The sequence below is a fragment of the Candidatus Pedobacter colombiensis genome (assembly GCA_029202485.1).
Taxonomy (GTDB): Bacteria; Bacteroidota; Bacteroidia; order Sphingobacteriales; family Sphingobacteriaceae; genus Pedobacter; species Pedobacter colombiensis.
Window position 1 is genome coordinate 5,350,623 of the sequence record CP119313.1, and the last position, 21,932, is coordinate 5,372,554.

Below are 21,932 nucleotides of genomic sequence, written 5' to 3' on the forward strand. Positions count from 1 at the left end.
TTATCAGTTAAGATTATGAAAAAGATATTTAAATCAATACCATTATTATTAATGGTGATATTGACATCCTGCAGTAAAAATCTGGATATCAATATAGACCCGGTGCAGCCGGTAACAACTGCCCCGAATTTAAGGCTACCAGCCATATTGGGTAACATGGCGTACCATTTGTATGCTCATGCGAGGTTTTCCTCTTATCACTCCTTTTATGTAAGCAGTCGCTACAATTCAAATAAAATTGAGGCCCTGTGGAACTATAATGATGTAACTCGTTTAGGTGCCTGGCGCTGGCATTATTTTGATGTTGGAAGTAATTGTCTGGGTATGATAGAACGTGCACAGATTGATGGTGCTAATAATTATAAAGGCGTAGGTAAAATTATGTTAGCATTCTCCTACCTAACGGCTACAGATTCGTTTGGAGATATGCCTTATAAGGAGGCGTATTCAGGTATTTATTACCCTAAATATGATACACAGGAAGCAGTATATGCTGAGATTGTTAAAGGCCTGAACGAAGGTATTGCTGATCTTAATAATGTTTCTGCTACAGATCCAACAATGAACGGGACCGCTGATTTGATTTATCAGGGCGACTTAAGCAAGTGGAAAGCCTTTGCTGAGGCGGTTAGAGCGCGATTACTATTGCATACAGCTAATTTCGATAATGGTTATGATGCAGTTCTTTCGGCTGTAAATACTTCATTAAATGGCTTCTCTGATGCGATTTATAAATATGCACCTGCACCTACAAAAGATTGGGAGAAAAATATGTGGGGCCCTTCTATTCCAAATCCGCAATGGAACTTTGCTGATATTGTAAATATTCTAAATTCTTCTGTAAATACAGATTTGTTTATGAATTACATGACTGTTGGTGATGCAGGCTTAACCTATGACCCAAGGTTGTTTAAATTAACTACTCCAGGTGTAAATAAGACCTATTATGGGGCAAAAATGTCTGAAGGCTTAACTATTCCTAACTGGCCAACAACTTCACCAGCTCCAACCATGGATGATTTTGCAAAGCTATATAATGGGTATTGGACTGCTGATAATTCGCCGCTACCTTATATTTTGAAAGAGGAGTTGTATTTCATTAAGGCTGAAGCCTCTTTTTATAAAGGAGATAAAACAACCGCTTTTGATGCTTACAAACAAGGAATAAGGTTGAATATGCAAAGATTGGGTGTTCCAGAGGGAGAAATAACAGCTTATTTAGGCTCATCAAAAATAAAACAAGATCCTTCGGCCTTGGTGATCAGCGATATCATGGTGCAAAAATATATTGCACTATACCTTCAGGCTGAAACCTGGGTAGATATTAGGAGATATGGATACAGTGTCAAAGCTTATCCGGGTATTTACTATCCTAAAAGCGCATTGAGCGAGTGGGCAGGCAAATGGATACAAAGGTTACCTTATGATAACCAGACCGAATACATTTATAATCCTCAGGAAATGGCCAGACTTGGTGCTACAGCCAGAAACTGGGTCTTTACGCCTGTTTGGTGGGCAGATAAATCTACTCTTAAAAATTAACCGCTATGAAAAGATATATAATGGTTTTGCTGGCAGGATTATCGCTTTTAACGGTTTCCTGTAAGAAAAATATTCCCATGGAGAACCTTGGGACGTCAGGGGGACGGTACAACCCACAATTAAGCGTTGCTTTAAGCAATAAAGCTCCAGCCTTTGGTGAAACAACGGTAGTTACTGCAACAACTTCACAACGGAATGATAAAATTGCAAAAGTGGAGTTTTTGCATACCTTGTCCGAGCGTTTTGGAGTTCAGTTATCGTTGACAAATGTAACGATCAAGACTTGGGACGTAACTAGTCCCTTAATGGTGGTAAGAGATACAATTGCTAAGAATGTAGCCTGGAAAACAGTCAGCGCTACAGACAAATCGTTGGATAATTATTTTGTAACATCAGCGAATAATTATGTTATTCCTGCAGAGTATTCACTTTTTGTTCAAACAGATGGCAAGTATAAAATCAGCGGACCTGATCTGTTGCGTCAGCTTCCTAATGAAGCCTTTGAGATCATTAAAAGCCAGCTGACTTTTGTGATAGGAGTTGCTGATTATGTGAAGTTATTCCCGGCTGCACCCGATGCCAATTTTGTGATTACAGGAGGTGTGAAAACGAGTATTTCTGATGCCGGAAAAATTTACCTGAGACAGAATCTTACGCGAGAGCTGCTGATCAGTAACGGTTTAAAAGAGATTAAAAAAATAGGCGTAATGGCCGCTGCAGTAACTGTCACTGTAACAACTGTTGATGGGGCTCAGACCAGCATAAGTAATAGCTTTGAATCCACTTATTAAGTTTAGTTATGAAAAAATATAGTTTTTTATATATCATGTCTTTCCTCTTGTTATTTGCAGGATGTAAGCAAGACGAAGTGGGTAGAATTGCACCAGAAGGTGATTTTGCCGTGAACTTTACAGTGCCTGATGGGGTAATTACAGCGCCTGCAAAGGTCGTTTTAACCAACAGGTCTAAATACTCTGAAAAGTATCTTTGGAAATTTCCTAAAGGGCTTGCACTAACCAAAGCCGGTTTAACAAATAGGACAACGAGCGAAAGCCTTGTGCCGGATACGATTTATTATAGTTTACCAGGTGAATATAAGGTTACATTGCTGGCCTGGCAAGGGGGGAAACTGGATTCTGTTACAAAAGTACTGAATGTGGTAAAAATGCGGCCCCAGATTGTGGTTCCAGGTAATATTGGCGTAATGAGAGATGTACAGTTCAGTGCGAAATTATTCCAATATCCAGGACAAGCGGTGACTTATACCTGGGATTTTGGAGAATCCGGATTAACTTCTTCAGAGGCGAGTCCTAAAGTGACTTTTAAACAAGAGGGTATCCATACAGTGAAACTAACCATTAACGATGGCACCGAAACGCTAAACACTACTGTTGAAGTATTGGTAATGGGAGAGTTGGTGAAATCACTTTACTTTACAGACGCGGTAACTAAGAAAATTTATAGATATCCATTTAAACAATTGCAGACTCCGGTTATTACTTCACTATCTACTGCATTAGGATTACATCCTCTCGCAATGACGGTTTATAATAATAGAATCTTTATCTCAGAGACAGGATTAGGGTTAAGATTTAGTACTGGAGATGCAGCAAAAGCAGATGGTAAAATCTATTCTGTCGACCTTACAGGTGGTAATCCTATTACTGTGACTGCTCCTTTTGATGAAAGTGCTAGCGGATATCAGTTGGACCCATGGGTGCATACTATTGATGGAAGTGGTAACATTTGGTGGACTACGCGTAATAATTCAGTAAGAGTAGCTGCGGCTGCAGGTGTAGATGTCGCATATCCCGGAACGAGGATTCAGCTGACTGCCGCCAATGCCGGGGTATCAAGTGTAGCTACTTATTTTGATGGAGGTGTTCAAGTCGTAAACGATGAAGTATGGGTTTCTAAAACCAGTACTACCGGAAGAGGAATCTGGAAATTTACAACTGCAGGAGCATTTAAGAGTAAGCTTTCGGCTACTCTGGATAATTATGCAATTAGGAATTTTATTGTAGATAAAGTAAATAGTAAAATCTATTTCGTAGTAAATGTTCCATCTACAGGAACTCCTGCTGTTGCTCAAGGCTTGTACAAATGTAATATTGATGGAACTAACATTCAGCTGGTCGAAGCTATGCCAACTGTAACAAGTGGTAGTGGTTTCTCTAATGAAGGGGGAGACAATGAGTTTGTATACATCACTGGTTTGGCACTAGACACGGATCCTGACGATAAAACTTCAGGTTACCTATACTATGGATATAGAGATAATACCGATATTAATGGTAATGGTCCTACAATAAGTGGTAATGGAAATAATTCCGGTATTAAAAGATATCCACTGGATGGAAGCAAGGCTCCATCATTCCTTATAAAAGGGTATGTCCCTTATGGAATTGCTATTGACAATACCAGGAGATAATTATTTATATAAAATCAAAATCTCATGAAAAAAATTATATATATGTCACTTATTCTTTTTGCAGGACTTCAGTCTTGCAAAAAGGATGTTAAATGGGTGGCAGATGACTATGCGAGCGGTGCTCATGAAATTCCAGCCGGCCCGTATGTGGCAGATAATAGCTTTAAAATTGTAGCTTATTATGCGGAGGCAAATGAGCCGGATTCAATTGCAAATGCAAAATATAAAATGATCACGCACTTGCATTATGCTTTTGCTTATCCTAATGTTGATGGCACAATAAAGGCTATTGCTAAGCCCGCTAATTTTGTAAAGGTGATGCAAAGAGCAAAAGACAATGGCGTTAAAAGGGCAATTTCATTTTCAGGAACAGAGACCATTTACTCGGCAGTAGCCGCAGATCCTGTGTTGCGCTCTAAGTTAATCCGTAACATTATTAATCTGGCACTAAAGTACGATTTGGATGGGATTGATATTGATTGGGAATATCCAAGGTCCAATTTGTCTAATGACATCACCTATGAAGCTTTTATGAAAGAGTTGTCGGCCGGATTGCATAAATACCATAAATATTTGAGCGCCGCCGTTACCGCAGGTGTGTATTCGGGCGGGGTTAAAGATGGCATAAATAAGGCAGCTATTGATGCGACAGATTTTGTTAATCTAATGGCTTATGACGGGGCAAACTGGGCCGGAGATCCTAATCATTCATCTTATAAATTAGCCGAAGATGTATTGAATGTATGGTTAAATCAAAAAGGACTTCCTAAAGAAAAGGCAGTTCTAGGATTCCCGGCATATGGTAAAGATACAGGAAGTCCCGCTAAGTCTATGACGTATAGAAATTTATTGCTTAGAGGTGCAAGTCCAGACCAGAATTCTTATACTGTGGACGGAGTTTTGTACTACTATAACGGTATTCCACTTGTTAAGAGTAAGGCGACTCTTGCTAAAACTAGTGCCAATGGTATGATGATGTGGGAGTTTTTTCAAGATCCTAATGGTGCAAACTCATTACTCAAAGCAGTTAATGATGCTTTAAGCAGAAGTTATTAGAAAAATTTTAAAAAAATGCAATTAATTAAAACATCTTGGGCAACCAAGGTGTTTTTTTATTTTAAGATATTTTTTTGCAGTATTCCTGGAGTTGGAAAGTAGTTTTTGCTACTGATGTGGGGAGGTAGGATTACTTTGTCAGCTCATCAGTTTTTTATTGAATTCGGTTTTCGTGTATGATTTTGTCTGAACTACAAAATATAATTACTAACTAAAATTGACCTATATGAAAAAAAAACTACTCATGTTATTTCTGGGTGTAATCTTGCTAAACATGCAGGTGATCGCACAACAAATAACCGTAACAGGTAAGGTAACATCTTCAGATGATGGCTTGCCAATACCGGGAGTCTCGGTAAAAATTAAAGATGGTGCTACTGTTGTTCAAACCAATCCTAATGGAATCTACAGTATCAAGACCACCATTTCCAGTGTGCTCGTATTCTCTTATATTGGTATGGTTAGCCAGGAGAAAGTAGTGGCTAGCAATGCTACCATTAATGTTGTTTTAGTATCTGATGCTAAAAGTTTACAGGAGGTAGTAGTAACAGCTCTTGGTATTAAACAGCAAAAACGTTCTTTAGGGTATGCAACTCAAGAGATATCCGCTGCTGAAATTACAAACACCAATCAATCTAACGTTTTAAATGCGTTAAAGGGTAAAGCTTCCAGTGTGCAGGTGACTAGTGCCGGAGGCTCACCAGGAGCTGGTTCAAGGATACAGATCAGGGGGATAAATTCACTCAATCCCAGTGCGGATAATCAGCCCTTATTTGTTGTTGATGGTATTCCGATCTCGAATAGCACGGATCTGGTTGCCGTAAATAATGATAACTTTCAGAATACAAACCGGGCAGCAGATATTAATCCTGAGGATATAGAAACAATGACGATTCTGAAAGGACCTGCGGCATCGGTGCTTTATGGACTTAGGGCTGCCAATGGAGCAATCGTGATCACTACCAAGTCAGGTAAAGCGGGCAAGCCAAACATTAGTTTCAAGTCCTCTTATAGTTTTGATGACGTAACAAAGACACCGCCAATTCAAACCACTTATGGAAATGGAAATGGTGGTGCATTTGTGCCAAGCGTAAATACCTGGGGACCTAGAATCGAACCGGGACTGCCAGTGTACAATCCTTATGACGTCTTTTTTAAAACAGGACACCAGGCGCAAAATTCACTCTCTATTAGTGGGGGTAATGAAACTGCAACTTACTTCACCTCGATAGCTAATTCCACCCAAAAAGGGGTAGTTCCAAATTCAGATTATGGAAAAGTATCGGTCAGGCTTGCCGGAACATTAAAGGCTTCTGATAAGTTAAAGTTTGAGGCGGCTGCAAATTATATCAATTCCGGTGGAAAGAATCCAAGGACCGGTATTACTTCCGGTACCATCTTTTATTTGATGCGTTTTACGAATACAGTTAATCCTGCAGATTATTTAAATCCTGATGGAACTGAAAAGACTTATAATTCCGGTATCGACAATCCCTTTTATTTTAGCAAGAATGCTTTTTTAAGGGATAATGTAAATAGAATATTGGGAAATTTAGGAGCAGAGTACAAACCTAACGACTGGTTGAGCTTTAATTATAAGGTCGGGATCGATAATTATTCTGATTTTAGGCAGAATTTTCTGGCAAAAGGGTTGCTGATTAGTACTTTGGGCGCGATGACTGAGCAAAGGATAAGCTATAGCGAGATTAACTCTAATTTCTTTGCCAGAGCAACTAAAAAGTTTGGAGATAAATGGTCTACATCATTATTATTAGGACATTCCTATACCCATATTAACAGAACCAATTTGTCTTTGAATGGTGCCCAGGCTGTTGTGCCTAATATTGAGACTATTAATAATTATAATGTCTATACAACCACCACGTTCCCTGGAAAGAAAAATATAATCGGGGTGTTTGGCGATTTGAGTGTTAGTTATGATAATACCGTATTCCTGAGTGCAACAGGTAGGAATGACTGGTCGTCTACCTTGCCGCAAAGTAACCGATCGTTCTTTTATCCATCAGCAAGTTTATCCTATGTTTTTACGGAGACTTTGGGCTTACAGGATAATCCGATCTTCAATTATGGTAAGTTGAGAGCTTCATATGCGGAGGTAGGTAAAGATGCAGACCCCTATCAAATTGGTGTTTATTATTCTACTTTGCAAGCTTTTAATGGTGTTACTGGTATAAGAAGATCTATTAGCGTTGGATCGGAAGAGTTGCGGCCTGAAAGAACCAAAGGTTTGGAGTTTGGTGGTGAGTTTCACTTCCTGCGTGATCGTATTACCCTGGATGCCAACTATGCCATTTTAAATAGTATCGATCAAATTGTACCTGTGCCTATCAGCTATGCTTCAGGTTATGATTTATTCATTACAAATGCAGGTAAAATTCGTAATAGGTCACTTGAATTTTTGGCGACTGCAACAGTACTGAAGTCTGATGTCTTTAAATGGGATTTGAATCTAAACTGGTCACAAACAAAAGGTAGGGTATTGAGTATGCCGCCCGGAGTAAGTGAAATTACTTTTAATCCTGAAAGTCCTTGGGTAAAACAAATTATTAAAACCGGAGGTAGGCCGGGAGATTGGTATGGCTGGCCTTATACGCGTGTAACTGATGGTAGTGCTTCCCAGGGGCAGCTCATAATTGGTGCAGATGGCTATCCGATTATACCACAACCTTTGTCAAATAATTACTTGATAGGGAATGCTTATCCGAATTGGATAGGAGGCTTAGGTAGTACAGTGGCCTATAAAGGCTTTACCTTTTCATTTTTGTTCAACTTTAGAAAAGGAGGTGATGTCTTTGATATCCCTAAAACCCAGCGTTTTTCTACAGGTATAGGTGCCGAAACCGAATTGAGGAATGCTATGGTCATATTTAAAGGGGTGAAAAATACAGGTACGGATGCAAACCCTGTATATGTTCCGAACGATAAAGCAGTAATTATTGATCAGGCTTTTTATGCAAATAGCTTCCCTTATAAGCTGGCACCGGAAAACAATGGTTTTCAGGATGCATCATGGATCAGGCTGCAAAACATATCACTTTCTTATGATCTGCCGAGACCCTGGTTGAGCAAATTGCTCGTTAAGTCGGCCTCGGTATCTGTTACGGCTAATAATTTGTGGCTAAACACTAAGTTTATTGGCTTTGATCCGGAAGCGAGTGCCTATGGTTCAGGGTCAAACTCGGTTGGTTATGTGGGGTCTGGTGTGCCATCAACCAGAAGTATTTATTTGGGACTAAACGTTAATTTTTAAAGCTATGAAGACCTTAAAATATAAATTTATCATTTTATCTGCTGCACTTATGGTGGTTTCCGGATCATGTAAGAAGCAGTTGGATATCAATGCCGATCCATCCCGATTGACCCCCGAGCAGGCAAATATGGCGGGGTTATTAGCATCAACGATTCAGTTTACGTCTACCTCATTTTTTAATGTTGGACAGTATGGGGATACTTACCCCCAATACTTTGCCGGTAGCAACGCCTACGAACAAAATATAGATTCGTATAATCCATATGGATTTGATAACATCTGGGAGTCGGCTTATAGAGATGCAATGCCTAATTTGAAAGAACTGATTATCAGGGGCGAGACATTGGGGGCGCCGCAGTATTCGGGTATAGGAAAGCTTTTGATGGCTTTAAATTTGATGCAAAGCACAGATATTTGGGGTGATTTGCCTTATAGCCAGGCCTTTCAGGGACCGGCAATTCCAGCGCCTAAGTATGACGCTCAGCAGGATATTTACAATACATCCTTGAAACAGCTTTTGGACGGAGCAATAGCCGACCTGACCAAACCGGTTCCTACTACCCCATCCTTGCAGGTTGGGACAGGAACAACCACGACAGATCTTATTTATGCAGGAGTAATTGCCAAATGGATAAAAGCCGCCTATGGAGCCAGAGCACGTTATTATATTCATTTGTCGGTAAAAGATCCATCTAATTTGGCAAGAGCTGTTGCGGATGCGAATCAATCATTTTCTACAGTAGTGACTGATCCCGATCGAACAGGGTCTTTAGACCTGCAATTGTTTTACACCCTGGATAGGCCAAGTCCATGGAATGTTAATCTTGGTGCAATAGCAGTTGCTAGTAAACAACATATGCCCTCTTATTTCATAGTCAACTTAATGAATGGGACGGGGTATTATCCCGGATTGATAGATCCACGTTTGCCTAAGCTCTTTGACAATGGTGGTTTACCTACCTATGTCGGCAGACCGGTTGGAGCATTGAGTACTGACCCCGGGGTAAATTTAGCGAATTGTCAAATTACCGATAAAACTTATTTTGGCGCAAAAACATCTCCTGTAGTTATTCTGAGTTATGCGGAAGTTCAGTTTGTTAAAGCCGAAGCTTTATTCAGCACCAATAAACAGGGAGCTTATGACGCTTATATGGAAGGTATAAAGAGCAACATGGTGAAATTAGGAGTGGCCTTAACTGATATTAATACCTACACAGCATCTCCACTTATCGCTAAAGGTGCTACAAATTTGACCATCACTGACATCATGTTGCAAAAGTATATTGCTTTGTTTATTCAGATGGAAACATGGACAGATATGCGGAGATACCAATACAGTGCGACGGTATATCCTGGTTTAAAACCCCCTCTTAAGGATCTTTTAGGCCCGGGAGTTTATGTTCAGCGTGCAAAATATCCTGATAATGAACCCGGAAGGAATCCCAATGTGCCTCAGGTTGCCAATCAGGCGGTAAAAATTTGGTTATTTAATTAATCCTACTAAAATGAAATCATCATGAGTTTACACGCTCAAAATGCAATGAAAAACTCATGATAGCTTCATAACAATTAAAAATAAATATATACTGATGAAAAAGAACATAACGACATACATAGTTGGGCTTTTCGCGTTCGGGCTGATACTCTCTGCCTGTAAAAAGAATGCCCCAGATCAATGGTTGCAGGAGAATATCACAATCATTGGTAAAGTTCCGGTTATTGCAAGTTTTACAGTTAAGCCTCCTCAAACAACCAATGTTGGAGCGGGAAGTACAGTAACACTGGATTTAAGGTATTGGTCTGATGATCCAATTGATAAGATTAATTTGAGAGCTACAGTTGGTTCAACGCCACAGCAAATTGTTTCTACCACTGCTTACCAAAAAGCTTACTCACAGGTTAGCCGAACAGATTCTTTGCTATTACCATATCCGGTACCAACAGGACTGGCAGTTGGAACTGCAATTGTTATGGAGGTTGAGGTGGTCAATAAAAATACCTTAAACAAAAAAGCAACATTGAATTTAAAAGTGCAATAGAGGCGATGTTTCCATAAACTTTTCCAGTCAACTTTTGAAAAGATCTTGGGCAATCAGGATCTTTTTTCTATTTTACATGATATTCTTTTAAATACCCAATTGAGGGTATAGTAGTGATTATTTTAAAATAGATGATGATAAAAAGATATGCTACAAGGCTAATAATTTTAATTTTACTATGTAGCACTGCGTCCCTTAAATCAAGGGCGCAGGCTACTTTTAGAATCTTTGATAAGCCAATTATATTTGATGCCGAAAGAAAACGGCTTTCTCTTGAATATCTGGAAAAGCGCCATGGCTTGAAGCAAGATCAGCCGACTATTAAGCCGGTCATGGTAGTGTTACACTGGACGGATATTCCTACTATAGAGCAAACATTTGATGCCTTTAACAAATCAAGATTGCCTGGAGCTCGTAAAGAGATCGCCAAGGCAAGCGCACTCAATGTATCTTCGCAATTTCTAATTGATAGTGATGGAACAATCTTTAGGTTGTTGCCGGATACCATTTTTGCACGACATGTGATTGGACTCAATTATTGTGCGATTGGGGTAGAGAATATTGGAAGTGACAAAAATCCCTTGACGCCAGCGCAGCTTGTTGCCAATGAAGAGTTGATCAGATACCTGAAACGTAAATATCCAATTGAGTATGTTATAGGTCATTATGAGTATACACGATTTAAGGGAACAGCGTTATGGAAGGAGTCTGATCCTGCATACAATACCGAAAAAACAGATCCCGGAGTTGACTTTATGAAAAGGATTAGAGAACAGATCAAAGATTTGAATATAAAAGGCGCGCCCGATCATAAATAAGGGTTGTGGTATTACAATTATTTATATTTTTGCATTATGGCAAATTTTACACTTACTCCTGAAACCTGGCAAAAGGTTAAAATTAAATTTCTAAGAAAATACCGTGACCTGGCTCAGGTAGATCTTTCCTTTGTTCCGGGACAGGAAGATCAACTGGTGGCGAAATTGATGGATCTGGTAAAAAGAGACAGGAATTATATTGAGTTTACCATTCAAAAAGCGCTGGCAGACCCTAACGGCAACAGACTTTAATTCGATTAAGGGTTATTAAAATACAAGGCTTTTTTGTAAATTTAACATCATGTGATATGATAGCTTCATCGCCGTTAAAAACAAAGTTATACTGATGAAAATATATAAAATTGCTGCGGCCACTATTCTTATTTCTTTTGCTTCCTTAACCTGGTCTTTTAAAGAAGACCTTTTTCAGGTATCTAAGAACCTGGATATTTTTGCATCACTGTATAAAGAGATTAATATCAATTATGTTGAGGAGACCAATCCGGCAGGCTTAATGCGAACCAGTATTGATGCCATGCTGGATAATTTGGATCCTTACACGGAATATGTACCCGAATCTGAAGTTGAAGATTATAAACTGAAATATGTAAGCACACAATACGGAGGCATAGGAGCAAGTACCATTTTTATTGAAGGTAAGCTATTTGTAAATGAGGTGAATGAGGGCTATCCTGCGGATAAACAAGGGATAAAGCCTGGAGATCAGCTTGTGAAAATCAATGGTAATGAGGTGAAGGGTAAAGATCGTGGTCAGGTGAGCCAATTGTTACGTGGACCTAAAGGTTCATCTTTGGAACTACTGCTGATCAGAGATGGGGCATTGCTAACCAAGACCTTGGTCCGTGATGAGATTAAACAACCCAATGTATCTTACTCTGGCATGACTGCCGATAATATCGCTTATATCCGCCTGGACAAGTTTCTTGAAAATTCTGCACAAGAGGTAAAAGATGCAGCCACCACTTTAGGGAAACAGCAACCTAGAGGAATGATCCTGGATTTGCGTTATAATGGAGGTGGAATATTACAGGAAGCCGTAAAAATTGTAAATATTTTCGTTGATAAAGATGTCTTGATCGTTACCCAAAAAGGAAGAAATCCTCAGAAGACAATTAGTTATAAAACGGTTAGCCAGCCACTATTTCCTCAAATTCCATTAGTTGTACTGATTGGCGGATCATCAGCCTCTGCATCAGAAATTGTTGCGGGCGCATTACAGGATCTCGACAGAGCGATAATTATTGGTCAACGGAGCTATGGTAAGGGGTTGGTGCAACAGACCTTTAATTTGCCCTATAATAGTCTTGTGAAGGTTACCGTTGCAAAGTACTTCACGCCGTCTGGCAGGTGTATACAAGCGCTTGATTATGCGCATAAGGATGCCAATGGGAAAACGGTGAAGATTGCCGATTCAATGATGCATAAGTTCAATACAAAAACAGGGCGGAATGTATACGATGGAAATGGCATTTATCCTGATGTGGTAATCAATACTCCTAAGTTCAATCCCATTACGATTTCGTTGATCAATAAATACTTGTTTTTCGATTTCGCCAATAACTATAAAAAAAATAATAAGGCTATTGCCCCTGCAGCCTCTTTTCAGTTGACAGATAATGATTATACACAGTTTGTAAGCTCATTGGCAGGTAAGGATTACTCTTATGTTTCGCGGACGGAGAGATTACTCGCTGATTTGAGAACAGAGGCCGAGAAGGAGAATAAGTTAAATGCCGTAAAAACTGATCTTGATGATTTGAAAGGCAAGATGTTGGGGGCCAAAAAAAATGATCTTATGACCTATAAGTCTGAAATAAAACGGGTGCTTGAAACGCAAATTGTTAGTCGTTATTATTACGAAAAGGGCAAGATAACGCAGGCATTTCAATATGATAAGGAACTCAATGCAGCAAAAAACCTTTTAAATGACAATGATAAGATGCTAGCGATATTAAAAGGCGAAGGGGAGTATAAAACAATCGGCAGCCCTGTAAAAACAATAGCTGCCGCTGTAGAAGATACTAATCACTAAATATTTTTATTCTGCGTGGTGTAGTTTTACTACCAGGCCGTCCATAGCGGGGTTTAATTGCAATTGGCAGGCTAATCTTGAATTTGGTAATACATCAGGGAGTGTGTCAAGCATTGCATACTCGTCGTCACTCATTTCATTCAACTTGTCTTCGCCTTCCAAAACATCCACACAGCAGGTAGCACAAAGTGCCATACCTCCGCAGGTAGCCAGGATGTCGTATTCACAAGCTTTTAGGTATTCCATTAAACTTAAGCCCATATCTACTGGGGCTTCCAGGGTAGTTAAGCTACCATCCGGGTTTTGTACGTGTAGGGTAATGTTATTCTCTTCCATGCTTAAAATTCTGATACGCCGTTTACAGTGGTGTATTTCATGGTGTATTTAACTCCAGGGTTCATATATTGGTATGCACTATGGCTCATTAAAGCAGCTTCGTGGAAACCGCATAGAATAAGTTTAAGCTTATTGGTGTAAGTGTTGATGTCGCCAATTGCATAAATACCAGGGATATTGGTCGAATAATCGTCGGTGTTTACTTCAATAGCGCTTTTACTAATGTTTAGATTCCATTGCTCTATTGGACCTAATTTGGGACTTAAACCAAACAATGGAATCAGATGGTCTGCCTGAACAGTTGTAGTTTCTAAACTCTTATTATGGATCAGTTCAACACTTTCTAATTTTCCGTTTCCGCTTACAGAATTCAGGTTGCTGTTTAATACAAGGTTGATTTTTCCACTTTCTGCCAGTTCCATTACCTTGTTTACCGAATCCGGAGCTCCACGGAAGCTTTCGCTGCGGTGAACCAATGTCAATTCATCAACAATATCCGCTAAAAAGATGGTCCAGTCTAAGGCTGAGTCGCCCCCACCTGCAATCACCATTTTTTGTCCGCGGTATTTTTCAGGATCCAGGATCATGTAATTTACACCTCTTCCGTTTTCAAACTGCTCTAATCCAGATACAGCTGGTTTACGAGGCTCAAAACAGCCTAAACCACCCGCAATAACTACTACTTTAGATTCTATGATGGTACCCATGTTGGTGGTTAGGACAAAATCGCCTTCACCACGTTTCTCTAAACCTTCGATACGCTCACCAAGGGTAAAGCCCGGGTGGAAAGGTTTAGCCTGTTCCATCAGGTTGTCGATTAATTCCTGAGCCAATACAGTAGGATAGCCGGGAATATCATATATAGGTTTTTTAGGATATATTTCGGAAAGCTGTCCGCCAACTTGTGGCAGATAGTCTATTAAATGACAACGCATTTTTAGTAAACCTGCTTCAAAAATCGCAAATAAACCTACAGGTCCGGCGCCAATGATGGCTATATCAGTAGAAATCATAGTTTAAATTTTGTGCGAATTTACGAACTTTTGTTTTAATAATGATGTTATTTGTAAATAATCTAGATAATCGGTAGGATATGTAAAAGGAGCAGAGCGGATATTTTATTTATCTTTGTTTTACATTGATGAAAAAGAACATATATTTTGCTTCAGACTTCCATCTTGGAGCTCCTGATCATGCGGAGAGTAGGAAGCGCGAAGATCGCATTTTAAGGTGGTTAAGTTCCATAACGCCAACATGTAGCGAGTTATTTTTAATGGGTGATATATTCGACTTTTGGTTTGAATATCGTATGGTTATACCCAAAGGATTTGTGAGATTACAGGGTAAATTGGCTGCTATGACCGATGCGGGAATTAAGGTGTATTTTTTTAAAGGCAACCATGATATGTGGGTTAATACCTATTTCAGTGAAGAAATGGGGATAGAGATCGTAAGTGATGAATTGATCATCGAAAGAGAAGGAAAGCGCTTCTTTTTACATCATGGTGACGGTTTGGGACCTGGTGACAGGAAATATAAATTCCTAAGGAAGATATTTAGAAATCCAGTTTGTCAATGGTTGTTTGCCCTCATACCTCCGAGAATTGGCTTGGGGATCGCAAATTGGTGGTCGGGCAACAGCAGGCTTGCCAATAGCAAAGAAGAAGTTTTTAATGGTGTAGAACATGAATGGCTGGCTATATATGCTAAAGAAATGTTATTGAAGGAGCACTTTGATTATTTTGTTTTTGGACATAGGCACCTTCCGTTAAGTATTAACTTGAATGATAAAAGTAAGTATGTAAATCTTGGGGAATGGATCAATTTCAATTCTTATGCAGTATTTGATGGCAAGGATTTAAGCCTTAAGTACTTTGAAAAAATATAGCATTATGCGATTTTGCAATTTAGCAGCTGCAATTTTTTAGTACTGTTAAGTAAAAAAGCCGTATTTTTGCTGCCCGAATAAAAACTGTTGTAGTTTCTGAAAAAAGATATGTTAGAAAAATTAGAAGCAATTAAACTGCGTTGGGAAGATGTTGAGGAGCAGTTGAGTAATCCTGACACTGTGCAGGATATGAAGCGTTTTGCGGCTTTAAATAAAGAATATAAAGACTTAGGCAAGATTGTAGATGCATATAAAATCTACAAAAATGTAATTAGTAACATTGAAGCGAATAAAGAGATTTTAAGTACCGAGAAAGATGCGGAGATGCGTGAAATGGCAAAAGAGGAACTTGATCTTTTACTCGTTCAGCAAGAAGAACTGGAAGAGAAAGTTCGTTTGATGTTGATCCCGGTAGATCCGGAAGACGCTAAAAATGCCGTGTTTGAGATCAGAGGTGGTACCGGAGGAGATGAAGCTGCGCTATTTGCAGGTGATTTATACAGAATGTATACTCGTTTCTTTGAGCAAAAGGGCTGGAAAGTGGAAACTGTTGATGTGACAGAAGGAACTGCCGGTGGTTACAAAGAGGTGATTTTAAAAGTTAGTGGTGAGGATGTTTACGGCCAATTGAAATATGAATCAGGTGTTCACCGTGTACAACGTGTACCGGATACAGAAACTCAAGGTCGTGTTCATACTTCGGCCGCATCAGTAGCAGTTTTGCCTGAAGCCGAAGAAATCGATCTTTACATCAATCCTGCCGATATTGATTTGCAAACCTCACGCTCAGGAGGTGCAGGTGGACAGAATGTAAACAAGGTGGAGACTAAAGTACAATTGACGCACAGACCTTCTGGTATTGTGGTTGTTTGTCAGCAGGAACGTTCACAGCTAGGTAATAGAATTATTGCAATGGAGATGTTGCGTAGTAAACTTTACGACATCGAATTGCAGAAGAAAAACGGTGATATCGCAGCAAGACGTAAGACTATGGTGTCGACCGGAGACCGTTCGGCAAAGATCCGTACTTACAATTATCCACAGGGTAGGGTAACAGATCACCGCATCGGATTGACGCTTTACAACCTAAATAACATCATGGATGGAGGTGTTCAGGAGCTGATTGATGCCTTACAGTTTGCGGAAAATGCTGAGAAGCTAAAAGAAGGTTCTGTAATATAGGTAGTTATAGTATTTTTAAAAAATAGTTTGTAAATATAAATAAACGCTCTATATTTGCAATCCCGAAACGGACGTAAGAATACGAAGAGGGAAAACGGACCGGTAGTTCAGCTGGTTAGAATGCCGCCCTGTCACGGCGGAGGTCGCGGGTTCGAGTCCCGTCCGGTCCGCAAAAGCACTCAGATGAGTGCTTTTTCTTTTATTAAAGTAGAAGCCCTACTATAAAAGGCTACCCGAAAGGGAAAACGGACCGGTAGTTCAGCTGGTTAGAATGCCGCCCTGTCACGGCGGAGGTCGCGGGTTCGAGTCCCGTCCGGTCCGCTAAGGGGATGATTGAAAAATCATCCCCTTTTTTATTCGATAAACTTTCCGATTATCTTGTTGCCCTATTTTCTTCCTCCGAAACATTTGTTTTTTTAATGCCTGATGTTGATTTGCCGAAATTATATGTAAGATTCAGTTGCACCCTTTGTGCTCCCCACCAGTGTGAAAGTTGGTTGTTGATAATTTCTTTATGCCTGAAAATAAGGTATTGGTTATATCCGTTAAAAATATCATTGAACGATAGTTTTGTGTTTAATTTACCCTGCAGCCAGCTTCGCTGAATGTCGAGGCTGACATTGTACCTTGATTTAATAATATACAGGCTATTACCAGTTTTCGATTCATAGTTAGCAAGTAAGCTTGCCATAATTTTTTGAGGAAGCGTAAATGTTTGGTTCAATCTTATATTGTAATTGTATACGCTTAGGTCATACACATTATCCAGGTAAGGAGTTTGTTCCTTATTATAGAAGCCCATAAGCTGGTAACTAGTTTGCCACCATTTTGTGATGGTAACCGGAAAACTCAAAGATAGGTTGGCAAATCTGCGCTGTGGTAGGTTTTGACCAAGATATGCCAGTTCATTGGTTGTCGAATCATACATCGGATATCTTGCCAATACATCTTTTTCCCTCCCCGCATTCAATTCTAACAGAAACTTTTTGTTGCGATATAGAATTTTTACCTGGTTGGTAACGGCCGGAAGGAGGTAAGGATTGCCTATCCAATAATTCAGCCCACTATTATAAAAACGAAAAGGATTTAGCTGGCTGAAGTTGGGTCTGGCAATACGGCTGGTGTAGGAAGCTGTCAGCTCCTGATTCTCATTGATGGCATATGTGGCCGAAAAAGAGGGGAGCCAGTTGGTGTAATTTCTTCTTACCAAAGAATCAATGGTAACAGAATTGGATACTGCATCAGTTTGTTCGGCTCTTATGCCGGCGGTGAATTGCCATTCATTAATCTTTCCGGCAAATGATATATACATGGCTTTAATTTTCTCTTTATATAAAAAGATATTACTCCTTTCCGGATCCAACACAAACTCTTTATTGCTGTTGAGTGAGTCGTAGCGGATGTTATTATTTGTATGTGATGAACTGAATTTGACACCACCTTCCAAGCTAATATTTTTTATTTTTTTCGAAAGATCAATTTGCGTGGTGTACACAGTTATTTTATTCAGCAAATCTGATTTCCAATATTGAATTAAACTATCATTTGCCCGTTCTTTGTTTATAAAATCATCTTTCTGTTTATTTTCAACCGATAGATAATTCCCCAGTACCTCCACCTTTAATGGCTTTAGCTGAAGAGAATAATTAAAAATAGCGCCATAATTATTCTGTCCATATTGTATAGGATTGTTGCTTGTTCTGTCAAACCGAGACTGTTGTCCCGTTTTATCGGTGGATAAAAGGTGGCCGACCCTGGCTCTGTCATTTACAATATGATAATTGCGTACCTGAAGACCAATTTTATTTTTTTGATTTGGAACAAAATCAACTCCGGCCTGTAGGTTATAGTTATTCTGCTTATTATCCTGCTGTAGTTCTGTACTCAAAATATCAGTGTTTGCCAAATGCTGGTAGGCGGTATATCGATAAATGGCTGTGCCTGATGCGTAACCCAACTGCGAATAATAGGTAAACCTTTTGCTCTGGTAAGCTAACGAGAGGTTGTTTTCCATATTTGTAAAACGATTTTGTTCGAGCAAAGCATTATAGCTCCCGGTAAAACCCATCGTTTGGTCTCTTTTGAGTTTTATATCAATAATACCTTTGTATTCGCCATCGTATCTTGCAGAAGGGTTAGTTATCACCTCAAGAGACGCCACTTTATCAGGAGTTAATGATTTAAGATAGTTCAGTAGTTCCTGGTTGTTTAATAACATAGGTTTGCCATCTATAAAAACAGTTGGCGTCACATTGCTGCCTATTTGCAGAGTGCCGTCCCCATCCACGCGAATGCCCGGTATATTTCTGAAAACATCCAAAAGATTTGCAGCAGTTTTAAACTCGCGGTTATTGGCTACCTGGAAAACGGAGTTTCCGTTTTTGATACCTACCAGTTTTACTTCGGAGTGTATCAACACTTCCGCGAGATTTCCGGCAGCATCATCTAATGTGATTTCCAGAGAGGGATTTCGGGCAGTATCAACAAGTCGATGGATAAATAGCCTGTCAACATAATTTATATGAGATATTTTTATAAGAAATCCGGACGGGGCAGAAACCCGGAATTCGCCATTATTACCTGTAACGACTTGCGCCAGGATGCTGCTGTCTCTCAGGTTTAAAATTGTCACAGGAGCTCCGGAAATTGGTGAATTATCGATTTTACTTTTCACCGAACCAGTAAGTACTGATTGGCCAAAAGCAGAAAAAAATAAAAATGTTAAAGAAAATAGAAATGAGATTTTGTGAAACATTAATGATGGATTTAGTTGAAAATCCAAAACTATTCAGAGGAAGGCAAAAGCAGGTTCTGAGTTTCAAATTCAGAAGTACGGATTTATAAAACCATACTAATGGGTACGCTATAAAGTGCCGCGGTATAAAGTAGGTGTAGTGTTCATTATCCTTTTAAAACTTGTAAAAAAGGCCGATTTGGAATTGAAGCCCACTTCATAACCTACTTCCTCTACCTTAATATGCGGTTCTCGAATCATTTTTTTACAAGCCTCCTTGATGCGATATTCGTTGATATAAGTGGCAAAGCTTTTACCGATATTATCGTTTAAAAGCTGAGAAAGATGGTGACTGCTTATTTTCATTTGGGAGGCCACATCGCTTATTTTTAAATCAGGGTTTTTATACAATTCGTTTTCACTTATCAGGTTCTTCAGTTTTTCCTCCAACTGGCTTGCATTTTTGTCAGTTATTTTTTTATTCTGGTATTTCTTTATCTCCCCTGGTTGTTCATTAATATCTGCTTTTCTTGCAAAAATCAGATAGATATTCAAGTAGAGGAGGAAAGAAAATAGAATACTTCCCGATACATAAGTGCCTTTGATGAGGTTGAACAGAAAAAATAAATAAGCTAGCAATATGGCACAGTTACCGATTAACACGCCTTTCAATAATCCGTTCTTGAGTGGTGGGTTATTTTTGTTGAGAACATATTTGTAATAGGTATAAACGGCAAGCGCTACATAAATAAACCAGACAGCGTAAATAGTTTTTATAAAATATTTGTTCCACAACACCGGATAAGCCTGGTATGAGAACAGGCTGCCTCCAATGAGTAGAATTGCCGCCATTATTAATATGGTATATTTCCATTTTATAGGAATGGAAGTAACAGAATGTAGTGAGGAGCGTATATAATAGTATAAAAACGGACCGATAAATAAGCAGGCCGAAAGACCAATCTGCAAAACTATGAAAGGTACGGTGCCTTTGAAAAAATACAGGAACACAGATTTTCCGATTCTTACCGACAACATCAGTAAAAGCCAACCCAGCGATAATTGAGCAATTGTATTTTGCTTTTTCCTGAATAGGATATAGCAGCCTAAAAGCAGCCCGTTAAATGTCCCTAATGCGCTAAAAAAGAATAGTAGCTCCTGCTCGATGTTCATCTTCTATTATTTACAGATTAAAACTACGGAAACAAATGTAAGTATCCATTGTAAACTAATCCTTCATGATGAATTTAATTTCTCTACGGAGACAGCCAAGGAATTGTTAGAAATGAGTAATTTACCCTGCCTAAATCAGTGTAACTGAAGATAAATTCAATAAACAAATGAAAAAGCTATCGCTAATTTTACTTTTTTTAACTGCTTTTGTTGCATTAAAAGCACAAGAAGCCCCCTTTTATAAAGATATACAGAATTTTAAAAGGCAGGACAGCATCAAATTCCCTCCCAAAAATGCAGTGCTTTTTATAGGTAGTTCAACTTTTACGAAATGGACAGATGTGCAAAATTATTTTCCGGGACACACCATTATCAACAGGGGTTTTGGTGGCTCGTCTCTGCCTAATTTAATTTATTATATTAAAGATATTGTTTATCCCTACCAACCAAAACAGGTTGTAATTTACTGTGGTGAGAATGATTTTGCAGGCGGCGCTTCCGCACAAGTAGTCGTAGAGCGTGTTCAGCAGCTCTTTAATTTAATAAGGGAGAGGTATCCAAAAGTTCAAATTACTTTTATATCAATTAAGCCAAGTCCGTCCAGAGAAAAGTACCTGCCATTAATAATAGATGCAAATAAGATGATTTCTGCATTGGTTTCAAAAATGAAATTTACCAATTATATCAATACCTATGATGCAATGTTTAATGCAGATGGTAAAATAATGCCCGATATCTTCTTAGGAGATAACTTACATATGAATGCAAAGGGTTATGTCATTTGGGCAAAAATCATAGAACCCTACCTGAAATAGCTGAATTGCCTTGTCCAGGATAAGAAAGGGTTCTATGTGAACAGACGTGACGTCCTTAAAAAGGTGGTCAGGATTTTTAATACGTCCAGCTATAATCAGTTACTTCAGCCCATCCAGTTGGGTTTGGCCCCTGCACGTGGTCAATGCTCTCTGTTTCTCCATTAGCCATCACTTTAGTAAAAGTTTGTGGATTACCGTCGTTAAATCTAACAGAATAGGTAATCGTTACTTCACCCTGTCCGGCCTCTGGACCTGTGCGATAAAAACGTATTTGTACATCATTTGCCCCGGTAATAGCACTGCTATAAACCGTAATACTTTCATCCACCAGTGTTTTGGAAACTTCTGTCTTTAATTTAGTGTGTACATCTGGTTTAAAGCCAAACATAAAAGCAGAGGCTGTTAAAATTACCAATAACGATAGAATTTTGAAATTTGTTTTCATAATAATTGATTTTTAGATGGTTGATAAGTATTAAATTTACATATTATAATCAATATTTAACAGTGTCTGTTAACCTTAATTCTGCTCATTTCAGTATTCGTTTTCTTGATGACTTCATATTTCTGTTAACTGGACCCTTCCAAAAATAG

The 21,932-nt window shown here is 39.0% G+C and carries 18 protein-coding genes and 2 tRNA genes; 15 read left to right on the forward strand and 5 right to left on the reverse strand.

Features of this window, described 5'->3' with window-relative positions:
- The first annotated feature begins 15 nt into the window (after positions 1–15).
- From P0Y49_22340 to P0Y49_22385, 10 genes are all read left to right on the forward strand, one after another.
- Positions 16–1,542, forward strand: a complete 1,527-nt coding sequence (locus tag P0Y49_22340) for a SusD/RagB family nutrient-binding outer membrane lipoprotein (protein WEK19516.1) — start codon at positions 16–18, stop codon at positions 1,540–1,542.
- Positions 1,543–1,547: 5 nt separating this feature from the next.
- Positions 1,548–2,333 carry a hypothetical protein gene (locus P0Y49_22345; protein WEK19517.1) on the forward strand — a complete coding sequence of 262 codons (786 nt, stop codon included), beginning with the start codon at positions 1,548–1,550 and terminating at the stop codon, positions 2,331–2,333.
- Positions 2,334–2,341: 8 nt separating this feature from the next.
- Complete coding sequence (locus tag P0Y49_22350; protein ID WEK19518.1) at positions 2,342–3,973, forward strand: PKD domain-containing protein; 1,632 nt, start codon at positions 2,342–2,344, stop codon at positions 3,971–3,973.
- 24 nt (positions 3,974–3,997) lie between these two features.
- The gene (locus tag P0Y49_22355) at positions 3,998–5,029 is read left to right on the forward strand and encodes a glycosyl hydrolase family 18 protein (GenBank protein ID WEK19519.1); all 1,032 of its coding nucleotides are present in this window, start codon (positions 3,998–4,000) and stop codon (positions 5,027–5,029) included.
- Positions 5,030–5,255: 226 nt separating this feature from the next.
- A complete protein-coding gene (locus P0Y49_22360) occupies positions 5,256–8,300 on the forward strand; it encodes a SusC/RagA family TonB-linked outer membrane protein (GenBank protein ID WEK19520.1) in 3,045 nt (1,014 codons plus the stop codon).
- A gap of 4 nt (positions 8,301–8,304) precedes the next feature.
- Positions 8,305–9,795, forward strand: a complete 1,491-nt coding sequence (locus P0Y49_22365) for a SusD/RagB family nutrient-binding outer membrane lipoprotein (GenBank protein ID WEK19521.1) — start codon at positions 8,305–8,307, stop codon at positions 9,793–9,795.
- Positions 9,796–9,889: 94 nt separating this feature from the next.
- Complete coding sequence (locus P0Y49_22370; GenBank protein ID WEK19522.1) at positions 9,890–10,339, forward strand: hypothetical protein; 450 nt, start codon at positions 9,890–9,892, stop codon at positions 10,337–10,339.
- A 131-nt stretch (positions 10,340–10,470) separates the two neighbouring features.
- Positions 10,471–11,157 carry a peptidoglycan recognition family protein gene (locus P0Y49_22375; protein ID WEK19523.1) on the forward strand — a complete coding sequence of 229 codons (687 nt, stop codon included), beginning with the start codon at positions 10,471–10,473 and terminating at the stop codon, positions 11,155–11,157.
- A gap of 36 nt (positions 11,158–11,193) precedes the next feature.
- Positions 11,194–11,409 carry a hypothetical protein gene (locus P0Y49_22380; protein ID WEK19524.1) on the forward strand — a complete coding sequence of 72 codons (216 nt, stop codon included), beginning with the start codon at positions 11,194–11,196 and terminating at the stop codon, positions 11,407–11,409.
- A 94-nt stretch (positions 11,410–11,503) separates the two neighbouring features.
- Entirely contained in the window at positions 11,504–13,210 is a 1,707-nt protein-coding gene (locus P0Y49_22385; GenBank protein WEK19525.1) for a S41 family peptidase, read from the forward strand.
- 6 nt (positions 13,211–13,216) lie between these two features.
- Here P0Y49_22385 and P0Y49_22390 read toward each other — a convergent pair whose 3' ends face one another.
- Complete coding sequence (locus tag P0Y49_22390; protein ID WEK19526.1) at positions 13,217–13,546, reverse strand: 2Fe-2S iron-sulfur cluster-binding protein; 330 nt, start codon at positions 13,544–13,546, stop codon at positions 13,217–13,219.
- Between the two features lie 2 nt (positions 13,547–13,548).
- On the reverse strand, positions 13,549–14,559 hold the full coding sequence (locus P0Y49_22395) for an NAD(P)/FAD-dependent oxidoreductase (protein WEK19527.1): 1,011 nt from the start codon (positions 14,557–14,559) through the stop codon (positions 13,549–13,551).
- Between the two features lie 128 nt (positions 14,560–14,687).
- Between P0Y49_22395 and P0Y49_22400 the strand changes: the two genes are divergently transcribed.
- From P0Y49_22400 to P0Y49_22415, 4 genes are all read left to right on the forward strand, one after another.
- Positions 14,688–15,434 carry a UDP-2,3-diacylglucosamine diphosphatase gene (locus tag P0Y49_22400; GenBank protein ID WEK19528.1) on the forward strand — a complete coding sequence of 249 codons (747 nt, stop codon included), beginning with the start codon at positions 14,688–14,690 and terminating at the stop codon, positions 15,432–15,434.
- Between the two features lie 108 nt (positions 15,435–15,542).
- Positions 15,543–16,616, forward strand: a complete 1,074-nt coding sequence (prfA, locus tag P0Y49_22405) for a peptide chain release factor 1 (GenBank protein ID WEK19529.1) — start codon at positions 15,543–15,545, stop codon at positions 16,614–16,616.
- Positions 16,617–16,712: 96 nt separating this feature from the next.
- A tRNA-Asp gene (locus P0Y49_22410) sits at positions 16,713–16,786 on the forward strand.
- A 77-nt stretch (positions 16,787–16,863) separates the two neighbouring features.
- Positions 16,864–16,937, forward strand: a tRNA-Asp gene (locus P0Y49_22415).
- 52 nt (positions 16,938–16,989) lie between these two features.
- Here the strand turns inward: P0Y49_22415 and P0Y49_22420 are convergent.
- Both P0Y49_22420 and P0Y49_22425 read right to left on the reverse strand, forming a co-directional pair.
- Positions 16,990–19,371: a TonB-dependent receptor gene (locus P0Y49_22420; protein ID WEK19530.1), complete on the reverse strand. Its 2,382-nt coding sequence runs from the start codon at positions 19,369–19,371 to the stop codon at positions 16,990–16,992.
- Between the two features lie 108 nt (positions 19,372–19,479).
- On the reverse strand, positions 19,480–20,523 hold the full coding sequence (locus tag P0Y49_22425) for a helix-turn-helix transcriptional regulator (protein ID WEK19531.1): 1,044 nt from the start codon (positions 20,521–20,523) through the stop codon (positions 19,480–19,482).
- 167 nt (positions 20,524–20,690) lie between these two features.
- Here P0Y49_22425 and P0Y49_22430 point away from each other — a divergent pair, with 167 nt between their 5' ends.
- On the forward strand, positions 20,691–21,338 hold the full coding sequence (locus P0Y49_22430; protein WEK19532.1) for a GDSL-type esterase/lipase family protein: 648 nt from the start codon (positions 20,691–20,693) through the stop codon (positions 21,336–21,338).
- A 76-nt stretch (positions 21,339–21,414) separates the two neighbouring features.
- Here the strand turns inward: P0Y49_22430 and P0Y49_22435 are convergent, their stop codons facing one another.
- Positions 21,415–21,783 (reverse strand): hypothetical protein, encoded by a 369-nt coding sequence (locus P0Y49_22435; GenBank protein ID WEK19533.1) that lies wholly within the window; start codon positions 21,781–21,783, stop codon positions 21,415–21,417.
- Positions 21,784–21,932: the final 149 nt, after the last annotated feature.

Excerpts from the sequence above, each read along its gene's own strand:
- P0Y49_22375 (WEK19523.1), top strand. The coding sequence starts at position 10,471 with ATGATGATAAAAAGATATGCTACAAGGCTAATAATTTTAATTTTACTA.
- P0Y49_22390 (WEK19526.1), bottom strand. The coding sequence starts at position 13,546 with ATGGAAGAGAATAACATTACCCTACACGTACAAAACCCGGATGGTAGC.
- P0Y49_22430 (WEK19532.1), top strand. The coding sequence starts at position 20,691 with ATGAAAAAGCTATCGCTAATTTTACTTTTTTTAACTGCTTTTGTTGCA.
- P0Y49_22360 (WEK19520.1), top strand. The coding sequence starts at position 5,256 with ATGAAAAAAAAACTACTCATGTTATTTCTGGGTGTAATCTTGCTAAAC.
- P0Y49_22395 (WEK19527.1), bottom strand. The coding sequence starts at position 14,559 with ATGATTTCTACTGATATAGCCATCATTGGCGCCGGACCTGTAGGTTTA.
- P0Y49_22420 (WEK19530.1), bottom strand. The coding sequence starts at position 19,371 with ATGTTTCACAAAATCTCATTTCTATTTTCTTTAACATTTTTATTTTTT.
- P0Y49_22380 (WEK19524.1), top strand. The coding sequence starts at position 11,194 with ATGGCAAATTTTACACTTACTCCTGAAACCTGGCAAAAGGTTAAAATT.
- P0Y49_22345 (WEK19517.1), top strand. The coding sequence starts at position 1,548 with ATGAAAAGATATATAATGGTTTTGCTGGCAGGATTATCGCTTTTAACG.
- P0Y49_22370 (WEK19522.1), top strand. The coding sequence starts at position 9,890 with ATGAAAAAGAACATAACGACATACATAGTTGGGCTTTTCGCGTTCGGG.
- P0Y49_22435 (WEK19533.1), bottom strand. The coding sequence starts at position 21,783 with ATGAAAACAAATTTCAAAATTCTATCGTTATTGGTAATTTTAACAGCC.
- P0Y49_22400 (WEK19528.1), top strand. The coding sequence starts at position 14,688 with ATGAAAAAGAACATATATTTTGCTTCAGACTTCCATCTTGGAGCTCCT.
- P0Y49_22350 (WEK19518.1), top strand. The coding sequence starts at position 2,342 with ATGAAAAAATATAGTTTTTTATATATCATGTCTTTCCTCTTGTTATTT.
- P0Y49_22340 (WEK19516.1), top strand. The coding sequence starts at position 16 with ATGAAAAAGATATTTAAATCAATACCATTATTATTAATGGTGATATTG.
- P0Y49_22425 (WEK19531.1), bottom strand. The coding sequence starts at position 20,523 with ATGAACATCGAGCAGGAGCTACTATTCTTTTTTAGCGCATTAGGGACA.
- prfA (WEK19529.1), top strand. The coding sequence starts at position 15,543 with ATGTTAGAAAAATTAGAAGCAATTAAACTGCGTTGGGAAGATGTTGAG.
- P0Y49_22355 (WEK19519.1), top strand. The coding sequence starts at position 3,998 with ATGAAAAAAATTATATATATGTCACTTATTCTTTTTGCAGGACTTCAG.
- P0Y49_22385 (WEK19525.1), top strand. The coding sequence starts at position 11,504 with ATGAAAATATATAAAATTGCTGCGGCCACTATTCTTATTTCTTTTGCT.
- P0Y49_22365 (WEK19521.1), top strand. The coding sequence starts at position 8,305 with ATGAAGACCTTAAAATATAAATTTATCATTTTATCTGCTGCACTTATG.